At 70.1% G+C, this 19,661-nt stretch carries 15 protein-coding genes; 6 read left to right on the top strand and 9 right to left on the bottom strand.

Annotated elements, in window-relative coordinates:
* Positions 1–9 precede the first annotated feature (9 nt).
* Positions 10–912, bottom strand: a complete 903-nt coding sequence (locus tag WA640_RS20945; RefSeq protein ID WP_335990262.1) for a transporter substrate-binding domain-containing protein — start codon at positions 910–912, stop codon at positions 10–12.
* A gap of 225 nt (positions 913–1,137) precedes the next feature.
* Here WA640_RS20945 and WA640_RS20950 point away from each other — a divergent pair, with 225 nt between their 5' ends.
* Both WA640_RS20950 and WA640_RS20955 read left to right on the top strand, forming a co-directional pair.
* Positions 1,138–1,941: a GntR family transcriptional regulator gene (locus WA640_RS20950; protein WP_181245973.1), complete on the top strand. Its 804-nt coding sequence runs from the start codon at positions 1,138–1,140 to the stop codon at positions 1,939–1,941.
* A gap of 160 nt (positions 1,942–2,101) precedes the next feature.
* Positions 2,102–2,875, top strand: coding sequence for an SGNH/GDSL hydrolase family protein (locus tag WA640_RS20955; RefSeq protein ID WP_335990264.1), 774 nt, complete (start codon positions 2,102–2,104; stop codon positions 2,873–2,875).
* Positions 2,876–2,941: 66 nt separating this feature from the next.
* Here the strand turns inward: WA640_RS20955 and WA640_RS20960 are convergent, their stop codons facing one another.
* The 3 genes from WA640_RS20960 to eccD form a co-directional block, all read right to left on the bottom strand.
* The gene (locus WA640_RS20960) at positions 2,942–3,769 is read right to left on the bottom strand and encodes a hypothetical protein (RefSeq protein WP_335990266.1); all 828 of its coding nucleotides are present in this window, start codon (positions 3,767–3,769) and stop codon (positions 2,942–2,944) included.
* A gap of 129 nt (positions 3,770–3,898) precedes the next feature.
* Positions 3,899–5,494: a type VII secretion protein EccB gene (gene eccB, locus WA640_RS20965; protein ID WP_335990268.1), complete on the bottom strand. Its 1,596-nt coding sequence runs from the start codon at positions 5,492–5,494 to the stop codon at positions 3,899–3,901.
* 36 nt (positions 5,495–5,530) lie between these two features.
* Positions 5,531–6,931, bottom strand: coding sequence for a type VII secretion integral membrane protein EccD (gene eccD, locus WA640_RS20970; protein ID WP_335990269.1), 1,401 nt, complete (start codon positions 6,929–6,931; stop codon positions 5,531–5,533).
* Positions 6,932–7,182: 251 nt separating this feature from the next.
* On the opposite strand from eccD, the gene eccCa reads away from it, so the two are divergent.
* Positions 7,183–11,223, top strand: coding sequence for a type VII secretion protein EccCa (gene eccCa, locus WA640_RS20975; RefSeq protein ID WP_335990272.1), 4,041 nt, complete (start codon positions 7,183–7,185; stop codon positions 11,221–11,223).
* A gap of 122 nt (positions 11,224–11,345) precedes the next feature.
* Positions 11,346–12,422: a hypothetical protein gene (locus WA640_RS20980; protein ID WP_335990274.1), complete on the top strand. Its 1,077-nt coding sequence runs from the start codon at positions 11,346–11,348 to the stop codon at positions 12,420–12,422.
* A gap of 1 nt (position 12,423) precedes the next feature.
* Here the strand turns inward: WA640_RS20980 and WA640_RS20985 are convergent, their stop codons facing one another.
* Genes WA640_RS20985 through WA640_RS20995 form a run of 3 tightly spaced genes read right to left on the bottom strand, consistent with a single transcriptional unit; the run spans position 12,424 to position 15,119 of the window.
* On the bottom strand, positions 12,424–12,987 hold the full coding sequence (locus tag WA640_RS20985) for a hypothetical protein (RefSeq protein ID WP_335990276.1): 564 nt from the start codon (positions 12,985–12,987) through the stop codon (positions 12,424–12,426).
* A gap of 44 nt (positions 12,988–13,031) precedes the next feature.
* Positions 13,032–14,753, bottom strand: coding sequence for an alpha/beta hydrolase (locus WA640_RS20990; RefSeq protein WP_335990277.1), 1,722 nt, complete (start codon positions 14,751–14,753; stop codon positions 13,032–13,034).
* Between the two features lie 3 nt (positions 14,754–14,756).
* The gene (locus WA640_RS20995) at positions 14,757–15,119 is read right to left on the bottom strand and encodes a hypothetical protein (protein ID WP_146148246.1); all 363 of its coding nucleotides are present in this window, start codon (positions 15,117–15,119) and stop codon (positions 14,757–14,759) included.
* A 273-nt stretch (positions 15,120–15,392) separates the two neighbouring features.
* Between WA640_RS20995 and WA640_RS21000 the strand changes: the two genes are divergently transcribed.
* Positions 15,393–16,859 (top strand): S8 family serine peptidase, encoded by a 1,467-nt coding sequence (locus WA640_RS21000; RefSeq protein WP_335990279.1) that lies wholly within the window; start codon positions 15,393–15,395, stop codon positions 16,857–16,859.
* A 116-nt stretch (positions 16,860–16,975) separates the two neighbouring features.
* Here WA640_RS21000 and WA640_RS21005 read toward each other — a convergent pair whose 3' ends face one another.
* Complete coding sequence (locus tag WA640_RS21005) at positions 16,976–18,217, bottom strand: hypothetical protein (RefSeq protein WP_335990281.1); 1,242 nt, start codon at positions 18,215–18,217, stop codon at positions 16,976–16,978.
* Positions 18,218–18,258: 41 nt separating this feature from the next.
* Positions 18,259–18,849, bottom strand: a complete 591-nt coding sequence (locus tag WA640_RS21010; protein WP_335990282.1) for a hypothetical protein — start codon at positions 18,847–18,849, stop codon at positions 18,259–18,261.
* 500 nt (positions 18,850–19,349) lie between these two features.
* Between WA640_RS21010 and WA640_RS21015 the strand changes: the two genes are divergently transcribed.
* Complete coding sequence (locus tag WA640_RS21015) at positions 19,350–19,640, top strand: WXG100 family type VII secretion target (RefSeq protein ID WP_335990284.1); 291 nt, start codon at positions 19,350–19,352, stop codon at positions 19,638–19,640.
* Positions 19,641–19,661 lie beyond the last annotated feature (21 nt).

The following is a 19,661-nucleotide window of genomic DNA, read 5'->3' on the forward strand; positions in this document are numbered from 1 at the left end:
ACCCGCCTCCTACTGGTAGGTGTCCGGGCAGAGGTCCTCGGCCGTGAGGCCCTCGGGGTGGTTCTCGTCGAGCGTGAAGCCGTACGGGCTGGTCAGCTCCTCCCACTTCGCGTCGTCCGCGAGGAGCTTGTCGAGCTCCTCGTTGACCGCGTCGCGGAAGTCGGTGTCGGAGGGCTGGAACACGGCCGCGCCGGCGCCGATGATGTCCTCGCCGGTGTCGGGGTCGATGAGCCAGAAGCCCTCGGAGACCTCGACCTCGGGGTCGGACTCGGCGGCGAGGCGCAGGTTCGCGCTGGTGAGCGCGATGGCGTCGCAACGGCCGGCCTTGAGTTCGAGGATGAGCGAGTCGAGGTTGGCCTGCACGTTGATGCGGTCCTCGCCGAAGGTCTTGTCGGCGATCTCGTGCTCGCTGGTGCCGTTCATGACGCCGATGACGCCGTCGCCCTCGGCCATCGTGTTGAAGTCGGTGTACCCGCCGGGGTTCCCGGCCATGGTCATGAGCGCGTCGGGCATCACGTAGTCGGGGTTCGCGAACGCCACGGCCTCGCACCGCTCGGGGGTGATGTACATGCCGGCGATGACCATGTCGTGGTTGGTGCCCAGGCCGGTGATGAGCGAGTCCCACTCGGTGAGCTTCCACTCGATCTGGTCGGCCTTGATGCCCAGCTGGTCCAGCAGGTAGACCTGGGTGTCCACCGACTGGCCGGTGACGGCGCCGTCGTCGCCGGTGTACGCGTAGGGGGCCTCGTCGGCGTAGGCCACGCGGATGGTGCCGCCGTCCTGCGCCTCGCCGAGCAGTCCTCCGTCACCGCCGCCGTCCGTCCGCGAGCAGGCGCCCAGCGCGAGGGCGGCCGCCCCCGCTGAGCTGCCGAGGAGCAGATGACGGCGGTTCAGATGCAATTCGTTCGACACGTTGGTCGCCTCCTGAGTCGGACTCGGGTGTCTTGCCGACCCTAACGTTCTATTGTAAGTTTGTCGACAATCTGATTATCGACGTTCGATAACGAAAGCGCAAGCAATCCGGAGCGGCCCGCGCGACATCCCCGCCGGACCCGCAACCGGGGCACGACGCGGAACGTGGTGTACGGGTCGGCAGTAAGATGCTGCCCAGAAGAGACAGAGGGGAATCGGACACACGTGGCGACTCGCAGCAGCGGATTGAGCGGCCTCGAAGGCAACCGCAAGGTAGGGCGGCTCGCCCCCGTGCGCCGCACCTCGACGGTGGACCTCATCGCCGAGCGGCTCCGCGAAGCGGTCGTCGACGGCTCGCTCCCGCCCGGCACCGTCCTCGGCGAGGCCGAGCTCGCCTACCAGCTGGGCGTCAGCCGCGGGCCCCTGCGCGAGGCCATGCAGCGCCTCACCGCCGAAGGGCTCCTCGTCATCCCGCGCCGCCGCGGCCTCGCCGTCAAGACCATGACGCCCGAGGACGTGCGCGACATCCACTGGCTCCGGGCCACCATCGAGCCCGAGCTGGGCCGGCGCATCCTCACCCTCGCCGCCGCCGACCGCCGCACCGTCCTCGCCGAGCTCGGCGCCGAGGTCAAGCGCATGCAGCGGGCCCTGCGCAAGGACGACGCCCGCGCCCTCGGCGACGCCTACCTCGACTTCCACCGGGTCCTCGCCGGGTGGGGCGGGTCGCTGCGCCTCGCGCGGATGCTCGGGACGCTCCTCATCGAGACGCGCCTGTGCACCTTCTCGATGTTCGAGCACTTCGAGGTCCACCGCGACCTCGTCCCCGAGCACGTCGCGTTCGTCGAGGCCCTCGCCGCCGACGACGGCGAGCGCTTCGGCATCCTCATGCGCGCCCACCTCGAAGCCGAGGTCCGGCGGCTCCTCGCCGAACCTGAGGACGCCAAAGAGGACGAAGCGGACCGCCTGCTCGCCGAGACCCCAGACGAGCCGCAGCCGCTGGACCGCCTCGACCTCCCCGAAGGGCTCTGAAAACCCCTGCCGCCCAGGGGGTATCGAACGAAGTAAATTTTCCGACTTGGCATGCTCCGTTTCTGGACTGCGGTCGGTGCAGCCGATATAACTAAAGCTCCCAGTTCGGACAAAATTCGAGACGGAGCCCATAATGTCCCTCCCCCGGCGAATCTCCACAATGGCGGCAGCGTGCGCTGTCGCCGTCGTGTCGCTCCTGGCGCTGACCAGCGGCGCCGCCCAGGCCCAGACCATCGAGTACGTCGCCCTCGGGGACTCCTACGCCTCCGGCGTGGGCACCCGCTCGTACATCGACGACGGGAGCGGCTGCTCCCGCTCCGAGTCCGCCTACCCGTCGCTCTTCGCCGACGCCGCGGGCGCCGACCTGGAGTTCGCCGCCTGCTCGGGCGCGAAGACCGGCGACGTCCTCTCCAAGCAGCTCGGCTCGCTCTCCTCCTCGACCGACCTGGTGACGATCACCGTGGGCGGCAACGACACCGGCTGGGCCGGAGTGGTCCAGCAGTGCGCCTACCCGTACCCGTGGACCTGCGACGAGGAGATCGACGACGCGGAGGCGTTCATCCGCGACCAGCTCCCCGCCAAGCTCCACGCCGTCTACGACGCGATCGAGTCGGCCGCGCCGAACGCGCAGGTCGTCGTCCTCGGCTACCCGCGCCTGTTCAACGGCGAGGAGTGCAACGCCATCACCCGCATCAGCCCCGGCGAGCAGTCCCAGCTCAACGCCGCCGCCGACCTCCTCGCCACCACCACCGGCCAGGTCGCCGCGAGCCACGGCTTCGACTACATCGACGTGCGCGACGCCTTCGACGGCCACGCCGTCTGCGACGACACCGAGTGGCTCAACGGCATCTCCTACCCGATCGGCGAGTCCTACCACCCCAACGCCGCCGGCCAGCGCGACGGCTACTACCCGCTGCTGGACGCCCTCGTCTGAGGCGCCGACGCACGAAGGGCCCCGCGCCGGAGATCCGGCGCGGGGCCCTGCAACGCATTGCGGCGCTTACGAAGCGTCGCAGGCCTTCCAGACGCCGTCCTCCTTGACGAAGTTCATGGAGTCCGCCTCGTCCTCGACGCGCTCGGAGGTCCAGCCGGTGACGCTCATGCCGTCGTCGCCGAACTCGGGAACGGCCGAGTTGTAGCTGATGGTGTAGTCGACGGTGGCCGTGTCGCCGTCCTCGCTCGAACCGGTGACCTCGTAGGAGAAGTCCACTTCGATGTCGATCGGCGGCACGTCCGTGACGCCCATGTCCTCCGCCTGGGCCTCGAAGTCGAGATCCTCGGCCGTGCCCTCCATCTCCGACTGCATGCTCTCGCACATGAACGGCGCGAGGTCGTCGATGACGCCCTGGACGGCGTCGGGGTCGTTCGCGTAGGCGGCCTCGAACAGGTCGCCCATCAACGGGAGCGCCTTGTTCGCCACGTCCTCGGGGGAGTCCGAAGCCGTCGGCGCGCCGGCGCCCCACGGCTTCAGCACGAGCAGGACGATCGCGATGATCAGCACGACCGCGCCGCCGCCGATCCCGAGGATCAGCGGGGTCTTCGACTTCGGCGCGGGCGGCAGCGCGCCGTAGCCGGGCTGCTGGCCGTAACCCGGAGGCTGCTGCCCGTACCCGGGCTGGGCGCCGTATCCGGGCTGCTGCGGCTGCTGGCCGTACCCCGGCTGCTGCCCATAACCGGGCTGCTGGCCGTAACCGGGCTGCTGCGGCTGGGAGCCGTACCCGGGCTGCTGGGGCTGCTGCCCGTATCCCGGCTGCTGACCGTACCCGGGCTGCTGGCCGTACGGAGGTTGCTGATTCGGGTCGAACCCCGGCTGCGGCGGGTAGGACATGACGGTTCCTCGTTTTGTCGGGAGTGTGTCGCGCCAGGCTAACACGTGCGGACCCTCCCTGAATCCCCAGAAAACGCCAAAGCCGCCGGGAACCCGAAGGCCCCCGGCGGCACAGGCGTGCACGATGCGTCAGCCTCCGGCCTCCGCCGAAGGCTCGGCCGACTCGTAGGCGGGCACGTCGTCCGCGTCCGAGTACATCTGCTTCCTCGCATCCCGCGGGTCGAGCGGGTTGCCCTCCGGGATCAGCGAGATCATCGCGTCCGGCACCGAGATCGGCTGGACGTCCGCGTACCCGAGCATCTTCTGCGTCGAGTCGGTCTCGCCGTCGTCCACCAGGCCGTGGCGGATGCCCTGGTCGCTGATCAGGTACGTGAAGCCCTGGATCGTCGAGCCCTGGTCGGTGCGCGAGTCCGCCAGCGCCGCGGTGCCCTGCGGCAGGACCGTCTGCGCCACCAGGTTCTCGACGTCAGAGAAGATCTCGCCCTCGTCGGTGAACTCCACCGACTCGGCCGGGCCGGTCAGGTCGTCGGGGGCGTCCTCGTACATCGCGATCTTGATCGACGTCGCCTCGTCGTGCTGCTCCGTCGGGTCGTAGACTGCGCACACGGCCGGGCGGGCACGGTCGACCGACCAGGTCGAGCCGCTCAGGTCCGCGTCCGGGAAGTTCTGCGGCATGTACACCGCGTCGGAGCCGGTCTCGCTGCGGACGGTGGGGTCGACCTCCGCGGTGCCGCCGTACGTCGCGGCCAGGAGGAGCTCCATGGTCGGCGTGATCCGCGCGAACTCGTTCCCGTCGGAGGTCTTCAGGAGCACGTACAGCTCGTTGCCGGACCTGACGGGCTGCCCGTATTTGAGCGGCTCGTTGTCGTCGGTCAGCACGTCCGAAGGCTCGCCGAAGCCGTCCTTGACCGGCGCCGCGATGTCCGCGCCCGCCGGGATCGGGCGGAGCATGCTCTCGTTGAGCGGCATCGCGTCGTTCATGCTCAGGTTCAGGTTGTTGATGAGCGTCCGCGCGGACTCGACGTCCGTCCCGATCTTGTGCTTCATGCCGTTCCACAGCAGGAAGTAGTCCGGGACCTCCCCCTGCTCCTCGTCGACGGCGGTCTTGGCGAGGAGCCAGTGGTCGTCCCCGAGCCACTGCGAGGGCTCGGGGAGGTCCTGGAGGATCAGCTGCGTCAGCTGGAAGTTCGCGGTGCCGCCGTCGGTGCGCGGCATCGAGCAGGCGTTCCAGTTCTCGTTCTGGAGCAGCTCGGCGGGGTCCGGCGGCTGCGACGGGATGCTCTGGATGCCGATCGTGAAGCTGCCGCGCTTGATGTCCTTCAGCGACGACGCCTTCAGGTCCTGCACCGGCGGCTTGCCGTCGGAACCGGGCTTGACCAGCAGGAGCGCCGAGGTGAAGTTCGCGACCTGCCACAGCCGCAGCGGGTCGTCCTCGGTCTCCTCGCCGCCGCTCTTCGTGGTGTACACGTAGACGGCGTTGCTGCCCTTGATGGTGATGATGTGGCCCGGTTCGGGCAGGGCGTTGCCCTTGCCGAACAGCGTCGCGATCGCGAAGCCGCCGAAGACCAGTGCCAGCACCATCACCGACGCGAAGATCGACACGCCGATGCGCCGCAGCGGCCGCTCCACCGAGTCGGGGTTCGCCAGCACCAGCGCCTGGTTCATCCGCGAGGTGATGAACTTGTGTGCGTCCACCTGCTCGCGGCGGGAGCGCATCTGTGGCATCGGAATTCGCCTCTCAGGTCGAAGGGGGAGTCGGGGCTAGCCCCGCAGCGACAGCGCGATCTCGTAGAGGTTGCAGACCCAGCCGACCAGCGGCAGGATCGACACGATCAAGAGCGCCTCGATGATGTCGAGGCTGCGGCCCCACGTCGGGGCGATCTTCTTGCCGGCCACGGCCAGGCCGTAGACCATCGCGATGAGCGTCAGCAGCGTCAGCACGCCGAGGATCACCGTCAGGCGCACCAGGATGCTGTCGCCGCTGGCGACGAACACCGCCGCGAGGGTCGCCGCGAGGCCGCCCATGCCGCCGGTGAGCATCACGATGCGCGCGGGCCGGTCCTCGATCGTGCGGGCGCGGCTGAGGAGCACCAGCGACAGGATCGTCGCGAGGATCAGGCCGGGGACGGTGCCCGAGAACGCGAGCGCGATGGCCGAGATCAGCCCGGTCACGGCCGCGAACGAGTACAGGGCCTCCAGGTAGTTCCCGGCGTGCTCGGAGAGCTTGAGGATCCGCTTGCCGTCGATGGCCTCGGTGTCGCCCTCCTTCAGCTCCTCGGTGGTCGTCGGGAGCGTCGGGGTCGGCACCATCGCCATCGTCAGCGACAGGCGCGGCGCGGCGGGGAGGACCGCCAGCGCCAGCGGCGCGGCGATGCCCGCGGCCGTCGCGGCGCTCCCGCCGGGGATGATCAGCATCAGCGCGGTCGAGACGCCGAGGACCACGGAGCCGAGGATCGTCACGATGAACACCGGGGCCGAGGCCATGTCGCCCACGGCGACCATCGCGAGCACGCTGAACAGCAGGATCGCGGACGCCGCGATGAGCACGTTCTGCCCGGTCAGGTCGAACAGGCCGCCGTCCGCGGCGATGAGCAGCCCGCCGACGCCGGAGTACAGGACGGCGGTGACGCCGAAGTAGGTGGCGGCCCGGGAGTCGCCGACCGCGCGCGAGAGCAGCGCCGAGGCGCCGACCAGGATCAGCGCGATCGACAGGCTCACGATGGCGCTCGCGAGGTGGACGGTCAGCAGGAGCGCGACCGCGCCGACGCCGAGGGCGGCGGTGCCGACGCCGACGCTGAAGCGCTTGGTCGCGAGGTGGTCCCAGCGGTTGCCGCGCTGCTCGGTCGCGGTGGCGACGGCGTCGATGACGTCGTCGAACACGATCTCGGGCTTGGCCGCGTCGGCCGGGTTCAGGTACAGCATCTCCCCGTCGCTGATCGACAGCTGCGAGCAGGAGTGCCCGGTGTCCAGGGCGTCCTCGCCGAGCCGCGAGAGGATCCAGCCGCCGTTGTCGCCGGCCTCGTCGATGTAGTACTCGCCGGCCTGGTGCAGGATCGTGGGCAGGAGGTCGGACAGGGGGATGTCAGAGGGCAATGCGAGGTCGATCCTGGTGCGAGGACTGACGATCGTCACCCTGGAGAGGGTGGCCGACTTGGTGCTCACCGCGCGAACCTCCGGGTCGGGTCGGAATCGGGGGGACTGTAAAAGGATAAATCCCGCATGCCACGGCCGGTGTACCGCCCGAGTGGCGATGCGGTTCTACCCTGTTAGTGCGATACTCGACAGAGCGCACTTATATCTTTTATACGGCAGCGCCCAGGCCGCGGCTAGCAAGCATCCTCGCCGACGCTCGCAAGGCGTCGTCTGGGCCGGCCGTTGGCAGGCGCATCCCCCGGTGAGTACAAGGACCCTCTGTGACGACCAAACTCTTCCGCAGACCGCCGCGCAAGCGCGGGCCCCAGGCCCCCCGCGGCGACATCCTCCTGGAGTCGCCGCCGGACATGCCCGATCCGCAGCCGAAGAACATCGCGCAGTATCTGATGATCCTGCCGATGCTCGCCGGCGCGGCCGCGATGGCGATGATGATGATGACCCGCGTCGGCACCGGGTCCTCGGCCAACAGCGGCAGCAACACCATGCGCATCGCCATGGGCGCCATGATGGGCATCTCCATGGTCGGCATGATGGCGACCAACATGGGCGGCAACCGGGCCCAGAAGAAGGCCGAGTTCAACGCCGACCGGCGCGACTACATGCGCTACCTCAACCAGGTGCGGCGCCGCGCCCGCAAGGGCGCCGAGCGGCAATGGCGCGCGGCCCGGTGGCGCCACCCCGACCCGAAGGCCCTGTGGTCGCTGGTGGGGTCCCGCCGCATGTGGGAGCGCCGCAGCAAGGACGACGACTCGCTGGACGTGCGCGTCGGCATCGGCAAGCAGCGCATGACGATGAAGCTGGTGCCGCCGGAGACCAAGCCGGTCGAGGACCTGGAGCCGATGACGTCGATGGCGCTGCGGCGGTTCGTCGCCGCGCACTCGAACGTGATCGACATCCCCCGGTCGATGAAGTACACCGAGGCCGCGCGGCTGGTGCTGCGCGGCGAGCGGCAGGTCGTCATGGACAACCTGCGCGCCCAGCTCGCCCAGCTCGCGGTGCTCCACTCGCCCGACGACGTCATCATCGCGGTCGTCGCGGACAACGAGCGGATGCCCGAGTGGCACTGGATGAAGTGGCTGCCGCACCTCCAGCACCCGTCCGCCGAGGACGGGGCCGGCCCGGTCCGCATGTTCTTCAACACGACCACGCAGCTGGAGAACTCGCTGCGCGACCAGCTGTCGAGCCGCGGCGCGTGGTCGCCCGGCGCGACCGCGGGGGAGGGCCAGGCGCACCTGGTCGTCGTCCTCGACGGCGGCGAGGTGGACCCGACCGGGATCATCGCCGCCGACGGCATGGCCGGCGTCACCGTGTTCGACTTCTCCGGCTACCTGCCGCGCAAGCCCGGGCCGCAGATCAAGCTCTACGACGTCACCGCGGAGGAGATCTACACGGACCAGGCCGGCCGCCGCCGCGTGCTCGGCAAGCCGGACGCGCTGTCGTACAACCAGGCCGAGGGCATCGCCCGCTCGCTCGCCCCCTGGCGGCTCACCCTCAAGGGCGCCTCCGGGGCCACCGAGACCGGCGACGAGGACGCCTCGCCGATGGCCGCGCCGTCGAGCCTGCCGGAGATGCTCGGCTTCAACGACGCCGCGGCGCTCGACCCGGCCGTGCACTGGCGCGAGAAGCCGATCAAGGACTACCTGAAGGTCCCGATCGGGCCCGGCCCGGACGGCGCCATCGTCGACATCGACTTCAAGGAGTCCGCGGTCGGCGGCATGGGCCCGCACGGCCTGCTCATCGGCGCCACCGGCTCCGGCAAGTCGGAGGTGCTGCGCACCATCGTCGGGTCGCTCATCGCCACCCACTCCTCGGAGGAGCTCAACTTCATCCTCGTCGACTTCAAGGGCGGCGCGACGTTCGCGGCCCTCGACGAGCTGCCGCACGTCTCCGCGGTCATCACCAACCTCGCCGACGAGATCGAGCTGGTCGACCGCATGGCCGACGCGCTCGAAGGCGAGCTGGTGCGGCGCCAGGAGGTGCTGCGGTCGATGGGCAACTTCACCAACCGGTGGGAGTACGAGAAGGCCCGCAAGGCCGGGCAGCCGATGGACCCCATGCCGACGCTGCTCATCATCGCCGACGAGTTCTCCGAGATGCTCGTCGCGAAGCCCGAGTTCATCAACCTGTTCCTCCAGATCGGCCGCATCGGCCGCTCGATCGGCGTGCACATGCTGCTCGCCTCGCAGCGGCTCGAAGAGGGCAAGCTGAAGGGCCTGGACACGTTCCTGTCGTACCGGGTGGCGCTCCGCACGTTCTCCGCGCAGGAGTCGCGCACCGTCATCGGCTCGGGCGCCGCCTACGAGCTGCCGCAGGCCCCCGGCCACGGCTACCTCCAGGTCGGCACCCAGGACCTGGTGCGGTTCCGCGCCGCCTACGTCGGCGGGTCGTACAAGCCGCCGAAGCGGGTCGCCTCGCGCGCCGAGCGCATCGCGGCCGTCCAGCACAAGGTGCAGCGGTTCCTGCCCGGTTTCGTGGAGCTCCCGCCGGAGCCCGAGATCGAGGAGGAGCCCGAGGAGGAAGTGCCCGCGGAGGCCGAGTCCGAGGACGAGAACGAGAAGCTCTCCGAACTCGAAGTCATGGTCAACAACTGCATCGGGATGGGCCGCCCGGCCCACCAGGTGTGGCTGCCGCCGCTCGCTGAGCCGCCGACCCTCGACCAGGTGCTCCCGCCCCTGGAGGTCGACCCGGTCCGGGGCCTCACGCCGAAGGGCTTCTCCCTCAACGGGAAGCTCCACGCCGTCCTCGGTGAGGAGGACCGCCCGTTCGAGCAGAAGCGCAGCCCGTTCATCGTCGACCTCTCCGGCGCCCAGGGCACCGTCGCCATCGCGGGCGGCGCCCAGTCGGGCAAGTCCACGATGCTGCGGTCCATGATCGGCTCGCTCGCCCTCACCCACACCCCGCGCGAAGTGCAGTTCTACTGCCTCGACTTCGGCGGCGGGACCCTGCGCGGCCTCGAAGACCTCCCGCACGTCGCGGGCGTCTTCGGCCGGCAGGAGGAGGAGGGCGTGCGGCGCACGATCCAGGAGGTCACGAGCATCCTGGACGAGCGCGAGGCGTTCTTCACCGCGAACAAGATCGACGGCATGGGCTCCTACCGGCGCATGAAGGAGCAGGGCCGCTTCCAGGACGACCCGTACGGGGACATCTTCCTCGTCATCGACAACTGGATGACCCTGCGCGAGGACTTCGAGCCGTTCGTGGACCAGGTCCGCGCGATCGGCAACCGGGGCCTCGCCTACGGCGTCCACGTCATGGTCACCTGCACCCGCTGGGGCGACATCCGCATGAACATGCGGGACATGTTCGGCCTGAAGCTGGAGCTGAAGCTCACGGACAACATGGAGTCCGAGATCGACCGCAAGGCGGCGGCGAACGTGCCGAAGAACCGCCCCGGGCGCGGGCTGTCGCTCGCGAAGCTCCACATCCTCGCCGCCGTCCCCCGCATCGACGGGATCCGCGACGGCGACGACCTGCTCCCCGGCGTCGAGGACTTCGTCAAGAAGGTCAAGCAGGCGTGGCGCGGGCAGCCGTGCCCGCCGGTGCGCCTCCTGCCGAAGCAGCTCCACGTGGCCGACTTCCTCAAGGCCGTCGACCGCACGAAGCCGGGCATCCCGATCGGCCTCAACGAGGCCGGGCTCAAGCCGGTGTACCTGGACTTCGCGAACGAGCCGCACATGCTCATCTTCGGCGACTCGGAGTCGGGGAAGACGAACCTGCTGCGGCACATCGCGCGGCAGATCCAGTCGACCTACACCGCCGACGAGGCGAAGATCATCATGGCCGACTACCGGCGCGGCATGCTGGAGGAGATCCAGAAGCCGACGCTGCTCGACTACGCCATGTCCGGCAAGCACTTCGAGGGCTCGGTGAAGAACCTCAAGGGCCCGATCGAGAAGCGCCTGCCGGGCGACAACGTCACGCCCGCGCAGCTGCGCGACCGCTCCTGGTGGACCGGTCCGGACCTGTACCTGCTCGTCGACGACTACGAGATGGTCGCCCAGCGCGTGAACCCGCTCGTGGCCATCCAGGAGCTGATCCCGGTCGGGCGCGACATCGGGTTCCACGTCATCATCGCCCGCCGCTGCTCCGGCGCCGGGCGCGCGATGATGGACCCGATCGTGGGCCAGATCAAGTCGCTCGAATCCCCGGGCCTGCTCATGAGCGGCCGCAAGGAGGAGGGCGCGATCTTCGGCAAGCTCAGGCCCAGCCCGCAGCCCTCGGGCCGCGGCACCCTGGTGCGCCGCAAGGACGGCGAGCAGCTCATCCAGACGACGCTGCTCCCCCCGAACGGCTCGTCTTAAGGCCCGCCCTAGACGCGAGGGACGCGGGGCCGCCCACCGGTGCAACCGGGGGGCGGCCCCGCGGCGTACTACGCTCGTACCGGTGCGAGCCCCCTTCGCACTCCCGCACACCGAGGGCCCGAATGAACCCACTGCTCACGCCCCCCGAGCTCGACCCTGCGCCGCTCGCGCGACCCGGCCGCCCGGCCCGGCCGCCGCTCGGGGTGCTCGCGATCCAGGCGCTCCTGCTCGCCGAGGCGGCCGCGGTGATCGCGGTGTGGCTGTGGTCGTGGCGCGGCGTCCAGGCGTACGCGTGGCCCGGCGTCGACAACGGCCTCGCCGAGCGCGGCCTCGCGTACCTGCTGGTCCTCGCCCCTTCGGTGCCCGTCAACGTCCTCGCCGCGATCTGGCTCGGCCGCGGCGGGCGCCGCGCCCGCCTCTACCTCGCCGCCGCCGGCTCCCTCGCGCTCGTTCAGGTCGTGCTGCTCCTGACGCCCTCGGCGATGCCGGTCCGGCAGGCCATGAGCGACGGCGCCGCCGAGGTCGCGGGCGTGTTCCTCGCCGCGACGGCCCCGATCGTGTTCCTCGGCGCGGTCCTCGCCGTCACCGCGAAGGCCCGCGGCTGGCTCGGCGCCGAACCCGACCGCCCGCGGGGGCGCATCGCCGGGATCGAGACCGCCGTGTGGTCCCTCGCGCTGCTCCTGGCCGTCGCCGCCGGGGCCGAGGTGCGCCAGTGGGCGCTCGCGGCCGCCGAGCCCGGCGACCCCCGCGGCGTGTACACCGAAACGGGCACTTGGCAACGGCTCGAAGACGCGGTCGGCGAGACCACCGGAGCGCTTCCCGCGTTCTCCGGGTTCGCGGCCCGCACCGTCGAGGTCGCCTCCTGCGGCTACCGCACGCCCGCGGGCCTGGAGACGTTCCGGTACAGCCTCACCTACGAGCTGCGCACCGCGGACTTCCCCGCCTACGAGGCGGCCGTGCGCGACTTCTGGGCCGAAGGGGACTACGCGATCACGTACGACGGCGCGACCCTCGACGGGGTCCGCCGCATCACCGCCGAGCGCTCCGACGAGATCGCCCTCGGCTACACCGGCGGCGACGCGCCCGTGCTGACCGCCGCCAGCGGCTGCGTCGAACGCGTCGACCGCGAGCCCGCATGCGTGCCGCCCCAAGGGGACCCGACCACCGACATGGTCCGCGGCATCGCCTGCCGGGACTGAGTCAGAGCGACGAGTAGTCCGCGTCGCCGTCCGCGGCGCCCTTCGGAATCCCCTCCGGGAAGTACTCGCCGACGAGGTCGCCCGGGCCGCCCGGGGCGATCCCGCCCGCGGGGGGCACGTACTCGATCTCCCCGCGGTCGCTGCGCGGCACGCACCCGGACTGCACGACCAGGCCCACGACGCCCGAGACGCGGTACCAGAGGTTGACGCCGTCCTCGCGGAGCGCCTCCACGTTCCTGTCGGTGCGTCCGGACGCGAGCGTCACCGAATCGTCCCGGTGCACGTCCAGCCCGTCCTCGGCCCACCGCCCGCGCAGCGCGTCCGCGTACGTCTCGCGCACCAGCGGATCGGACCACAGCTCCTGGTCGAACATGTACGAGATCTCGACGCCCACATGCGAGGGGTCCTCGGCGCCTTCGTGCGTGCAGGGCAGCTCGTGCCAGGTGCGCGAGGCGAACCCGGGGAAGTCGGGCAGCGCCGCGACCGCATCGGCGACGGCGGCCTCCATGGGGGCGTACGCCTCGGCCTGCGTGTAGCGGGCCTCGGGCGGTTCGGGTGCGGTCATCGAGCATCCTGCGAGCGGTAGTAGGAGTGCGAAGGCAAGGGACTTCACCAGACGCCGCTGGTCTGACCGGTGACGATATACGCCATGTTGTCGCGGGCGGCGTTGCGGGGATGCCCGTTGTCGCCGTCCCAGTAGGAGGAGTGGTTCTCCACGTTGTCCTTCCACAGCTCCTCGATCCCGTCGGCGTCCCGGGTCGCGTCGCTGCGGAACGTCCTGCCGCCGAACGCGTCCGAGACCGGGTCGGTGCCGTGGATCAGATCGTCGTGATCCGAGGTGAAGTACCCGACCGCGCCGCCGATGAGCCCCCCGACCGGCCCGCCGAGCAGCCCGCCGCCGCCTCCGCCGAGGACGGTGCCGATCGTGTCCTCGCGGGCCCAGCCGATGATGTCCTCCTCGTTCCTGGTGGCCCACACCCGGTCCGGGGGGATCCCCAGGTCCGCGGCCGAGTCCACGCCGACCCCGGGGGAGCCGACGAACACCATGTCGTCCACGTCCAGCCCGGCGTCGCGCGCGGCGATCCCCACCGTCGTCGACCCGTAGGAGTGGCCGGTCATCGTCACGTGCGAGCTCCCGTCCTCGTCGACGGCGCGCATCCCCGCGGCGAACGACGACAGGTCCTTCGCGGCGTCCTCCGCGTACTGCTTGTCCATCGCGTGCGGCACGACCTCGTCGGGCGCGTCGTAGCCCAGCCACAGCACCGACGCGGTCTTCGCGTCCGGGTCCGCCCAGTACGCGTCCGCGGCCATGAGCCCGGCCCGGTCGACGCTGCCGCCGACGTTCCCCAGGTCGGCCCCGGTGCCCGGCACCAGCACCGACACGTTGTCGGCCTCGTCGGGGTTCCCGATCGCGACGATCGCGCGCCCGTCCTCGGCCGAGGAGTACCCGAGCAGGTAGTGGTCGAGCGCGGGCCCGCCCGCGCCGATCCGGTACGGCTCCTCGATCCTCGACTGGAGGCCCGTCAACCGCTCCTGCGTCCCTTGCAGGTCCGCGAGCCGCTTCTGGAGGTCCTCGTTCCCGGGGTCGGCCGCGAGCCGGTCCTCGACCGCCTCGATCTCGTTCTCGCGCCGGTTGATCTCGCCCTCCAGGAGGGTCCGGTTCGCGTCGTCCCTGATTCCCGAAGGGATGCCGTCGACCTGTGCGAGGAGCTCGGGCCGCGCCTCCAGCAGGCCCTGCTGCTCGAACGGCGACAGGCCGTCCCACCACGCGTTCACCTCGGCCGGGCTCGCGTCCCGGTCGAGCATGTCCTGGAAGTCGTCGGCCAGCGCCACCCCCGCCGCGAGCTCCGCGCGCTCGCCCGCATCGGTGGTCCCGGCGATCGCGGCCACCGCCGCGTGCAGGGTCTCGTCGGCCTCGGCGACCGCGTCGAGGATCGCGTCCATGCGCTGCTCGAACGCCGCGACGTCGGCGGCCTCGCCGGTCGCGACGCCGTCGGCGTCCACCGACAGGCCCTCCGGCACCGACGCGAGCAGCTCCAGGAGCTCCTCCTGCCGGTCCTTGAACACCGCCACCGCGTCCTCGATCGCCGCCGCGATCCGGCGGCACTCGCCCGCCCGCTCCACGGTGTCGTCGCCGATGAGCTTCACCCGCGACCGCACCTCCTCGGCCACCGTCCCGGTCCACTGGGACTCGCCGATCTGCCTGCGCCGCAGGTCGTCCAGCTCGGACTCCCGCTCCTCCATGCGCCCGGCCTGCGCCCGCCACTGCTCCCCGACGGCCGCGAGCGGCCCGAAGTCGGCGTCCCGCAGCGCGCCGTACGTGATCCCCACGGCCTACTCCGGCGCCGGCGTCGTGCGCGAGCCCGGATCGACCGGGAACACCTCGGGGTCCGCGTACTGCGCGAACAGCTCCGCGGTCATCCCGTCCAGCTCCACGTGCTGCACCGAGTACACCGCCAGGAACGCCCCCAGCTCCTCCACCCGGCCCCGCAGCCCGGGCACGATCGCGCCCTCCCACCGCTCGACCGCCTGCGCCACCTCGTTCACGCCGGTGAACACCCCGGTGTCCACCGACTCCTTCAACGCGCCGCCTTCACTGGCGACCTGTTTGAAGTCCTCGTACAGCCCGTCCGAGGCCGCGAACATCGAGACGCCGCCCCGCTTGATCTCCTCCGGATCCAACGACAGATCAACCATGTTGGGTCCCAAGGGAAGCGGTGCGGGCAGGGCGGGTCGAGACCGGTGGGGCGCTCACGGGGGGTCCAATCTCTCGTGTGCCGATCAACACACAGCGTACAAATCCCAGGCAAACGGCCGATAGTGGCGGCACCTGGAACGTCCTCTCTGTGACCATATCGTTATGTTCCCTTGGCGATCCTCCGTGGCTCGCGGGGCTGAAACAGGTCCGGTATGTTGTGGGGCAGAGCGGACAGCGCTGTAACGACCGGCACACGGAAGGGGTCCAACCCTATGTCCACACCTCTCCCCCCACCCCCCGCCCGGACCCGGCCCCGCGGCCTCCGCACCGCCCTGGCCTCGGGCCTCACGGCCCTCGCCGCGACCGCGGCGGTCACGGCCGCACCGGGTGTCGCGCTGGCTCAGGACACGAGCTTCAACGAGATGAACTCGTGGGTCACCGATCTGATCCAGGCGCCCGCCGCATGGGAGACCTCGAAGGGCGCCGGGGTCACGGTCGCCGTTCTGGACACCGGGATCGGCGAGCACCCGTTCTTCGAGGACAAGGATGTGCTGCCGGGGTACTCGACGCTGTCCGGCGAGACCGACGCCTGGAACGACACCGACGGCCACGGCACCGCCGTCGCGGCCGGCGTGCTGCTCGCGGCTCCGGAGGCAACGCTCCTGCCGGTGCGGATCACCACTGGCGCCACCGACTTCGGCGGCGTAATGGGAGAGGCCGAGATCGAAGCGTTCCATTGGGCGGTCGACAACGGCGCCGATGTGATCGTGACGCCGTGGGGCCTCGTCGGCAACATCTCGGACAGCGACACCGAACTGGCGCAGTACGTCATCGATAGCGGCGTGATCATGGTCAGCGGCGCCGGCAACGATCCCAGCTTCGATGTCGCGTTCCCGGCATCGGCTCCCGGCGTCGTCGGGGTGACGGGTACCGACGACCAGGGTGAGATCTGGTACGAGAACACGACTGTCGGTCCGGAAGTCGACGTGGCGGCGCCCGCGTACACGATGACGGTCCCCAATCCCCAACAGGGAGGCCTCGGGGAGGACGACCTCTACCGGGACATCGGCGGCGGCACCTCGATGGGCTCCGGTATCACGGGCGGGGTCGTCGCCCTCATTGCCGCTGCTCATCCAGATCTCGACGAGAACAACGTGATCCAGCGCCTCATCCAGACCGCTGGGGACGGGTCCGGAACCGTCAGCGAGGACGCCGGCTACGGGCTGATCAATGCGGACCAGGCCGTCAACGCCGAAAGCATCGAGCCGGTCGATGAGAACCCGCTCGGATACCCGATGGGAGAGGCCGGTGCCAGCGGGGCCACTCCGCCCGGCGACTCCGACCCGTCCGAATCCGCGCAGGAGCCCGGCGCCGCCACCGGCGGCCCTTCGGCTGCGGCCGAAGGGAACAAGGAGTCGAACCTCAACGCGATCATCGTCGTCGCCGCGGCCGTGATTCTCATCGGCGCGGCCGTCGCGGTCTGGCTGGTGCTCCGCGGCCGCAGCCGGAAGGCCGCCGCGCAGCAGCAGGGCCAGTTCAACCCGGGGAACGGCCCGGGCCAGGCGCCGTACCAGCAAGCGGCGCAACAGCAATACGTCCCGCCGACCGGCGGCGGGCAGAACTACGGCGGTCCGCCTCCCGGCCAGGGCTACAGCAGCCCGCCGCAGGGGTTCAGCCAGCCCGGCAACCCCGGCGAGCCCAGCCCGCCGTGGCGGCCGAGCGAACCCAACCAGCGATGATCGACGAGTAAGGGCCGCAACCGATGCACATCGGTTGCGGCCCTTGCCGTTTCCGGGAAACGCAAGAGGGGCGGGCGGTCAGTTCCGCTCGCCCCTCATCGACTGCTCAGGACCGGCTAGTCCTCGTCGAGTTCGTCGCTGCTGACCCGGTTGCGGCCCCAGTCGACGTCGTCCTCCCGCAGCCAGGTCTCCCTGGTGTAGGTCTCGTCGTCGTCATCGTCGTAGTAGCCCGAACGCGTGCCGCCGCGTCCGCTGCTGCTGCCGGGACGGCTGCCCGAGCCGGTGCCCCGGCCGCCGCTGCCGTTGTTCAGGCCGCCGCGTCCGGTGCCGGAACCGCCACGGCCCGAACCGGAGGAAGCGCCCGCACGGGCAGGGCTCGTGCTGCCCGCGCCGCGTCCCGGAGCGTTCCCGGCACCGCCGACGGGGGTGGCGCCGCGTGCCGGGCCGAAGAGGCCCGCTCCGCCGCCGAGACCGCCGCCGCCGAGGCTGCCGCCGCCCATTCCGGTGGTGTAGCCGGCTCCGCCGCCGGTGGGGACCACGCCGCCGCCGCCCGCGAGACCACCGGCGAGCTGACCGTCGGTGTCCTCGTAGGAGCCCGGAGACCAGTCGCTGTCAACGGGGTCGAGGTCGTCGTCGGTCCCGACGACGCCGTCCGCGCCGGCCGTGTCGCCGCCCGCGATGTCGTTCGGGGAGTTGCCCACGTCGTTGGAGTTCGAGAGCGCGTCATCGGCGAAGACGCCGCCGGTCGGCTTCTCGTAGGTGCTGTTGCCGGGCATGTCGCTCGGAGGCGGCGACGGGACCTCGGTCTTGAATTCGTGCGCCGTGATCGCGTACTGGTCGCCGAGGTCCGCCACGATCTGCGCCATCAGGTCATGGCGCCCGTCGACGTACTCCTCATACTGCCGCTCGTACTGGGTCTTCTTGGCCTCGTACTCCGGCTTGGTCTTGTCGATGTTGTTGCTTTCGAGCCAGTCGTCGTACGTCTCAGTGGAAGTCGGGTAGAGGTCCGCTCCCTGCGCGTCGGTCTGGGCGGTCTTGAGGGCCTGCGCGAGCGCGGGGATCCGCAGCTCGCCGAGCTGCTTCATGCCGTCCTCGGACACGACGCTGTAGTCCTCGACGACGCTCATGCGGTACTCGAACTCGTCGGAGGCGCTCCCGGTCCACTGCGTGCGGAGCGACTGCACGTGGACGACCATCTCTTCGCGGGCGGCCTTCATGCCGCTCGCCGCGGAGACCCAGACGGAGCCGCCCTGTTCGACCGCCCAGTCGTCGCCCTCGTTGAGCATGTTCCACAGCTGCTCGTGGGTATACGTGCTCTTGTAGAAGTCTTTGCCTTTGCCTTTACCGTTGCTGGCCATCCTCAGCTCCTTCCTAGGGGTTCGTCAGTGGTGCGACCGGGTTAGAGCATCTCGGTCGGCTCGTCGTCACCGGCCGGCTGGTCCGCTGACGGGGCGTCCTCGGAGCCGCGGGTGTTGTCCTCGCGCGCCTGGTTCACGTCCGCTTCGGTGATGCCGCCGCCGCGCGTGTCGAAGTCGTTCCCGATGGTGGTGACGCTCGCAGTGATGTCGCCGTCGGACTCCAGGTAGCTGGTCTTGATGTCCTCGCTGATGATCTTGCCGGTGTTGAGACCGTGGGCCACGCGGTCGATCTGCTCCGCCCGGGTGGGGTACACGATCGACTTGTACGCCTCGGCGAGCTCCTTGGCGTCGTCGAAGCCGCCGAACGGAAGGTTCACGGTGTCGACGTCGCGCAGACTGCCGGAGTTCATGTACTCGGGGTTCGCGTGCTCGCTCAAGCGCACGACGGTCCCGCCCAGGACTTGGCTCCGGTAGTACTCCAGGTCGCTGAGCGTGAGGCCCATGTCGGAAATGAAGTCGTTGAACGACTCCTCGGTCATCTGGAACCTGGTGCCGCTGGAGTCGGTAACGGTGTAGGAGCCGTCGCGGTTCTGGACTGCACCGCCGCCCATGTCCTCAGGAAGCAACGTCATCACCTCGGGTATGAGATTCGTCAGGGGGTATGGTCGGGCGCTCGCGAACCTCGACGCGCTGCGATGGGCACGCGGCCGCTCCGATCTGTGCTAGGTCCAGCATACCGATGCGGCGCAATCCGGACGCCGCGGCGGCACGACATGGCACGAACGGGGGAGATCGGGACACAAGGGAGTCCCGTCGATGTCTCGACCTGGGACGGAAGCCGCGATCCTGTGCCGACGCGCTCCGGAGCAACTCCCGCATCAGTGGCGAGGACTCGTCCCTTTCGACCCGACTACCCGAGGGTCCGCCCGGGTTGCCCCGTACGCCCGACGTGGCACTAAGTGGGGATACACGGGCCCGGTCACTACTAGTAAACTCGGAGGCGCACCGCCAACCCGGTGAGTTTGCACGGACGGGTTATGGTGACTGCGGAATCGATGAAAAAACTCACTGGGATACCCCTGACGGCCTCTGTGCCGCAGCCCCCGGTTCGACGATCAGGAGGTGTTTATCCATGGTCAAGATGACAACCGAGACAGTTCAGCAGGCCGCTATCGACACGCTGAACACGCGTCAGGACGTCGGCGGGACCCTTTCCGGTCTCAAGTCGCTGTGCGACATGCTCGCGTCCGCTTGGACGGGTGCCGGCGCCAACGCGTTCCAGACGGTCATGGCCGACTGGGACAAGGAAGCCCAGGACCTGATGGACGCGCTCGAGAACATCGCGACGATGCTCGACGCCAGCGCGACCGCCACCGACGACCAGGACAGCGAGAGCGCCAGCGACTTCGGTGGCCTTCTCTAACAGGCCGTTAACCCCCGAGAC

Source organism: Glycomyces sp. MUSA5-2 (genome assembly GCF_037034145.1).
Taxonomy (GTDB): Bacteria; Actinomycetota; Actinomycetes; order Mycobacteriales; family Micromonosporaceae; genus Glycomyces; species Glycomyces artemisiae.

Excerpts from the sequence above, each read along its gene's own strand:
- WA640_RS20955 (WP_335990264.1), top strand. The coding sequence starts at position 2,102 with ATGGCGGCAGCGTGCGCTGTCGCCGTCGTGTCGCTCCTGGCGCTGACC.
- WA640_RS20960 (WP_335990266.1), bottom strand. The coding sequence starts at position 3,769 with ATGTCCTACCCGCCGCAGCCGGGGTTCGACCCGAATCAGCAACCTCCG.
- eccB (WP_335990268.1), bottom strand. The coding sequence starts at position 5,494 with ATGCCACAGATGCGCTCCCGCCGCGAGCAGGTGGACGCACACAAGTTC.
- WA640_RS20980 (WP_335990274.1), top strand. The coding sequence starts at position 11,346 with ATGAACCCACTGCTCACGCCCCCCGAGCTCGACCCTGCGCCGCTCGCG.
- WA640_RS20985 (WP_335990276.1), bottom strand. The coding sequence starts at position 12,987 with ATGACCGCACCCGAACCGCCCGAGGCCCGCTACACGCAGGCCGAGGCG.
- WA640_RS20995 (WP_146148246.1), bottom strand. The coding sequence starts at position 15,119 with ATGGTTGATCTGTCGTTGGATCCGGAGGAGATCAAGCGGGGCGGCGTC.
- WA640_RS21000 (WP_335990279.1), top strand. The coding sequence starts at position 15,393 with ATGTCCACACCTCTCCCCCCACCCCCCGCCCGGACCCGGCCCCGCGGC.
- WA640_RS21005 (WP_335990281.1), bottom strand. The coding sequence starts at position 18,217 with ATGGCCAGCAACGGTAAAGGCAAAGGCAAAGACTTCTACAAGAGCACG.
- WA640_RS21010 (WP_335990282.1), bottom strand. The coding sequence starts at position 18,849 with ATGACGTTGCTTCCTGAGGACATGGGCGGCGGTGCAGTCCAGAACCGC.
- WA640_RS21015 (WP_335990284.1), top strand. The coding sequence starts at position 19,350 with ATGGTCAAGATGACAACCGAGACAGTTCAGCAGGCCGCTATCGACACG.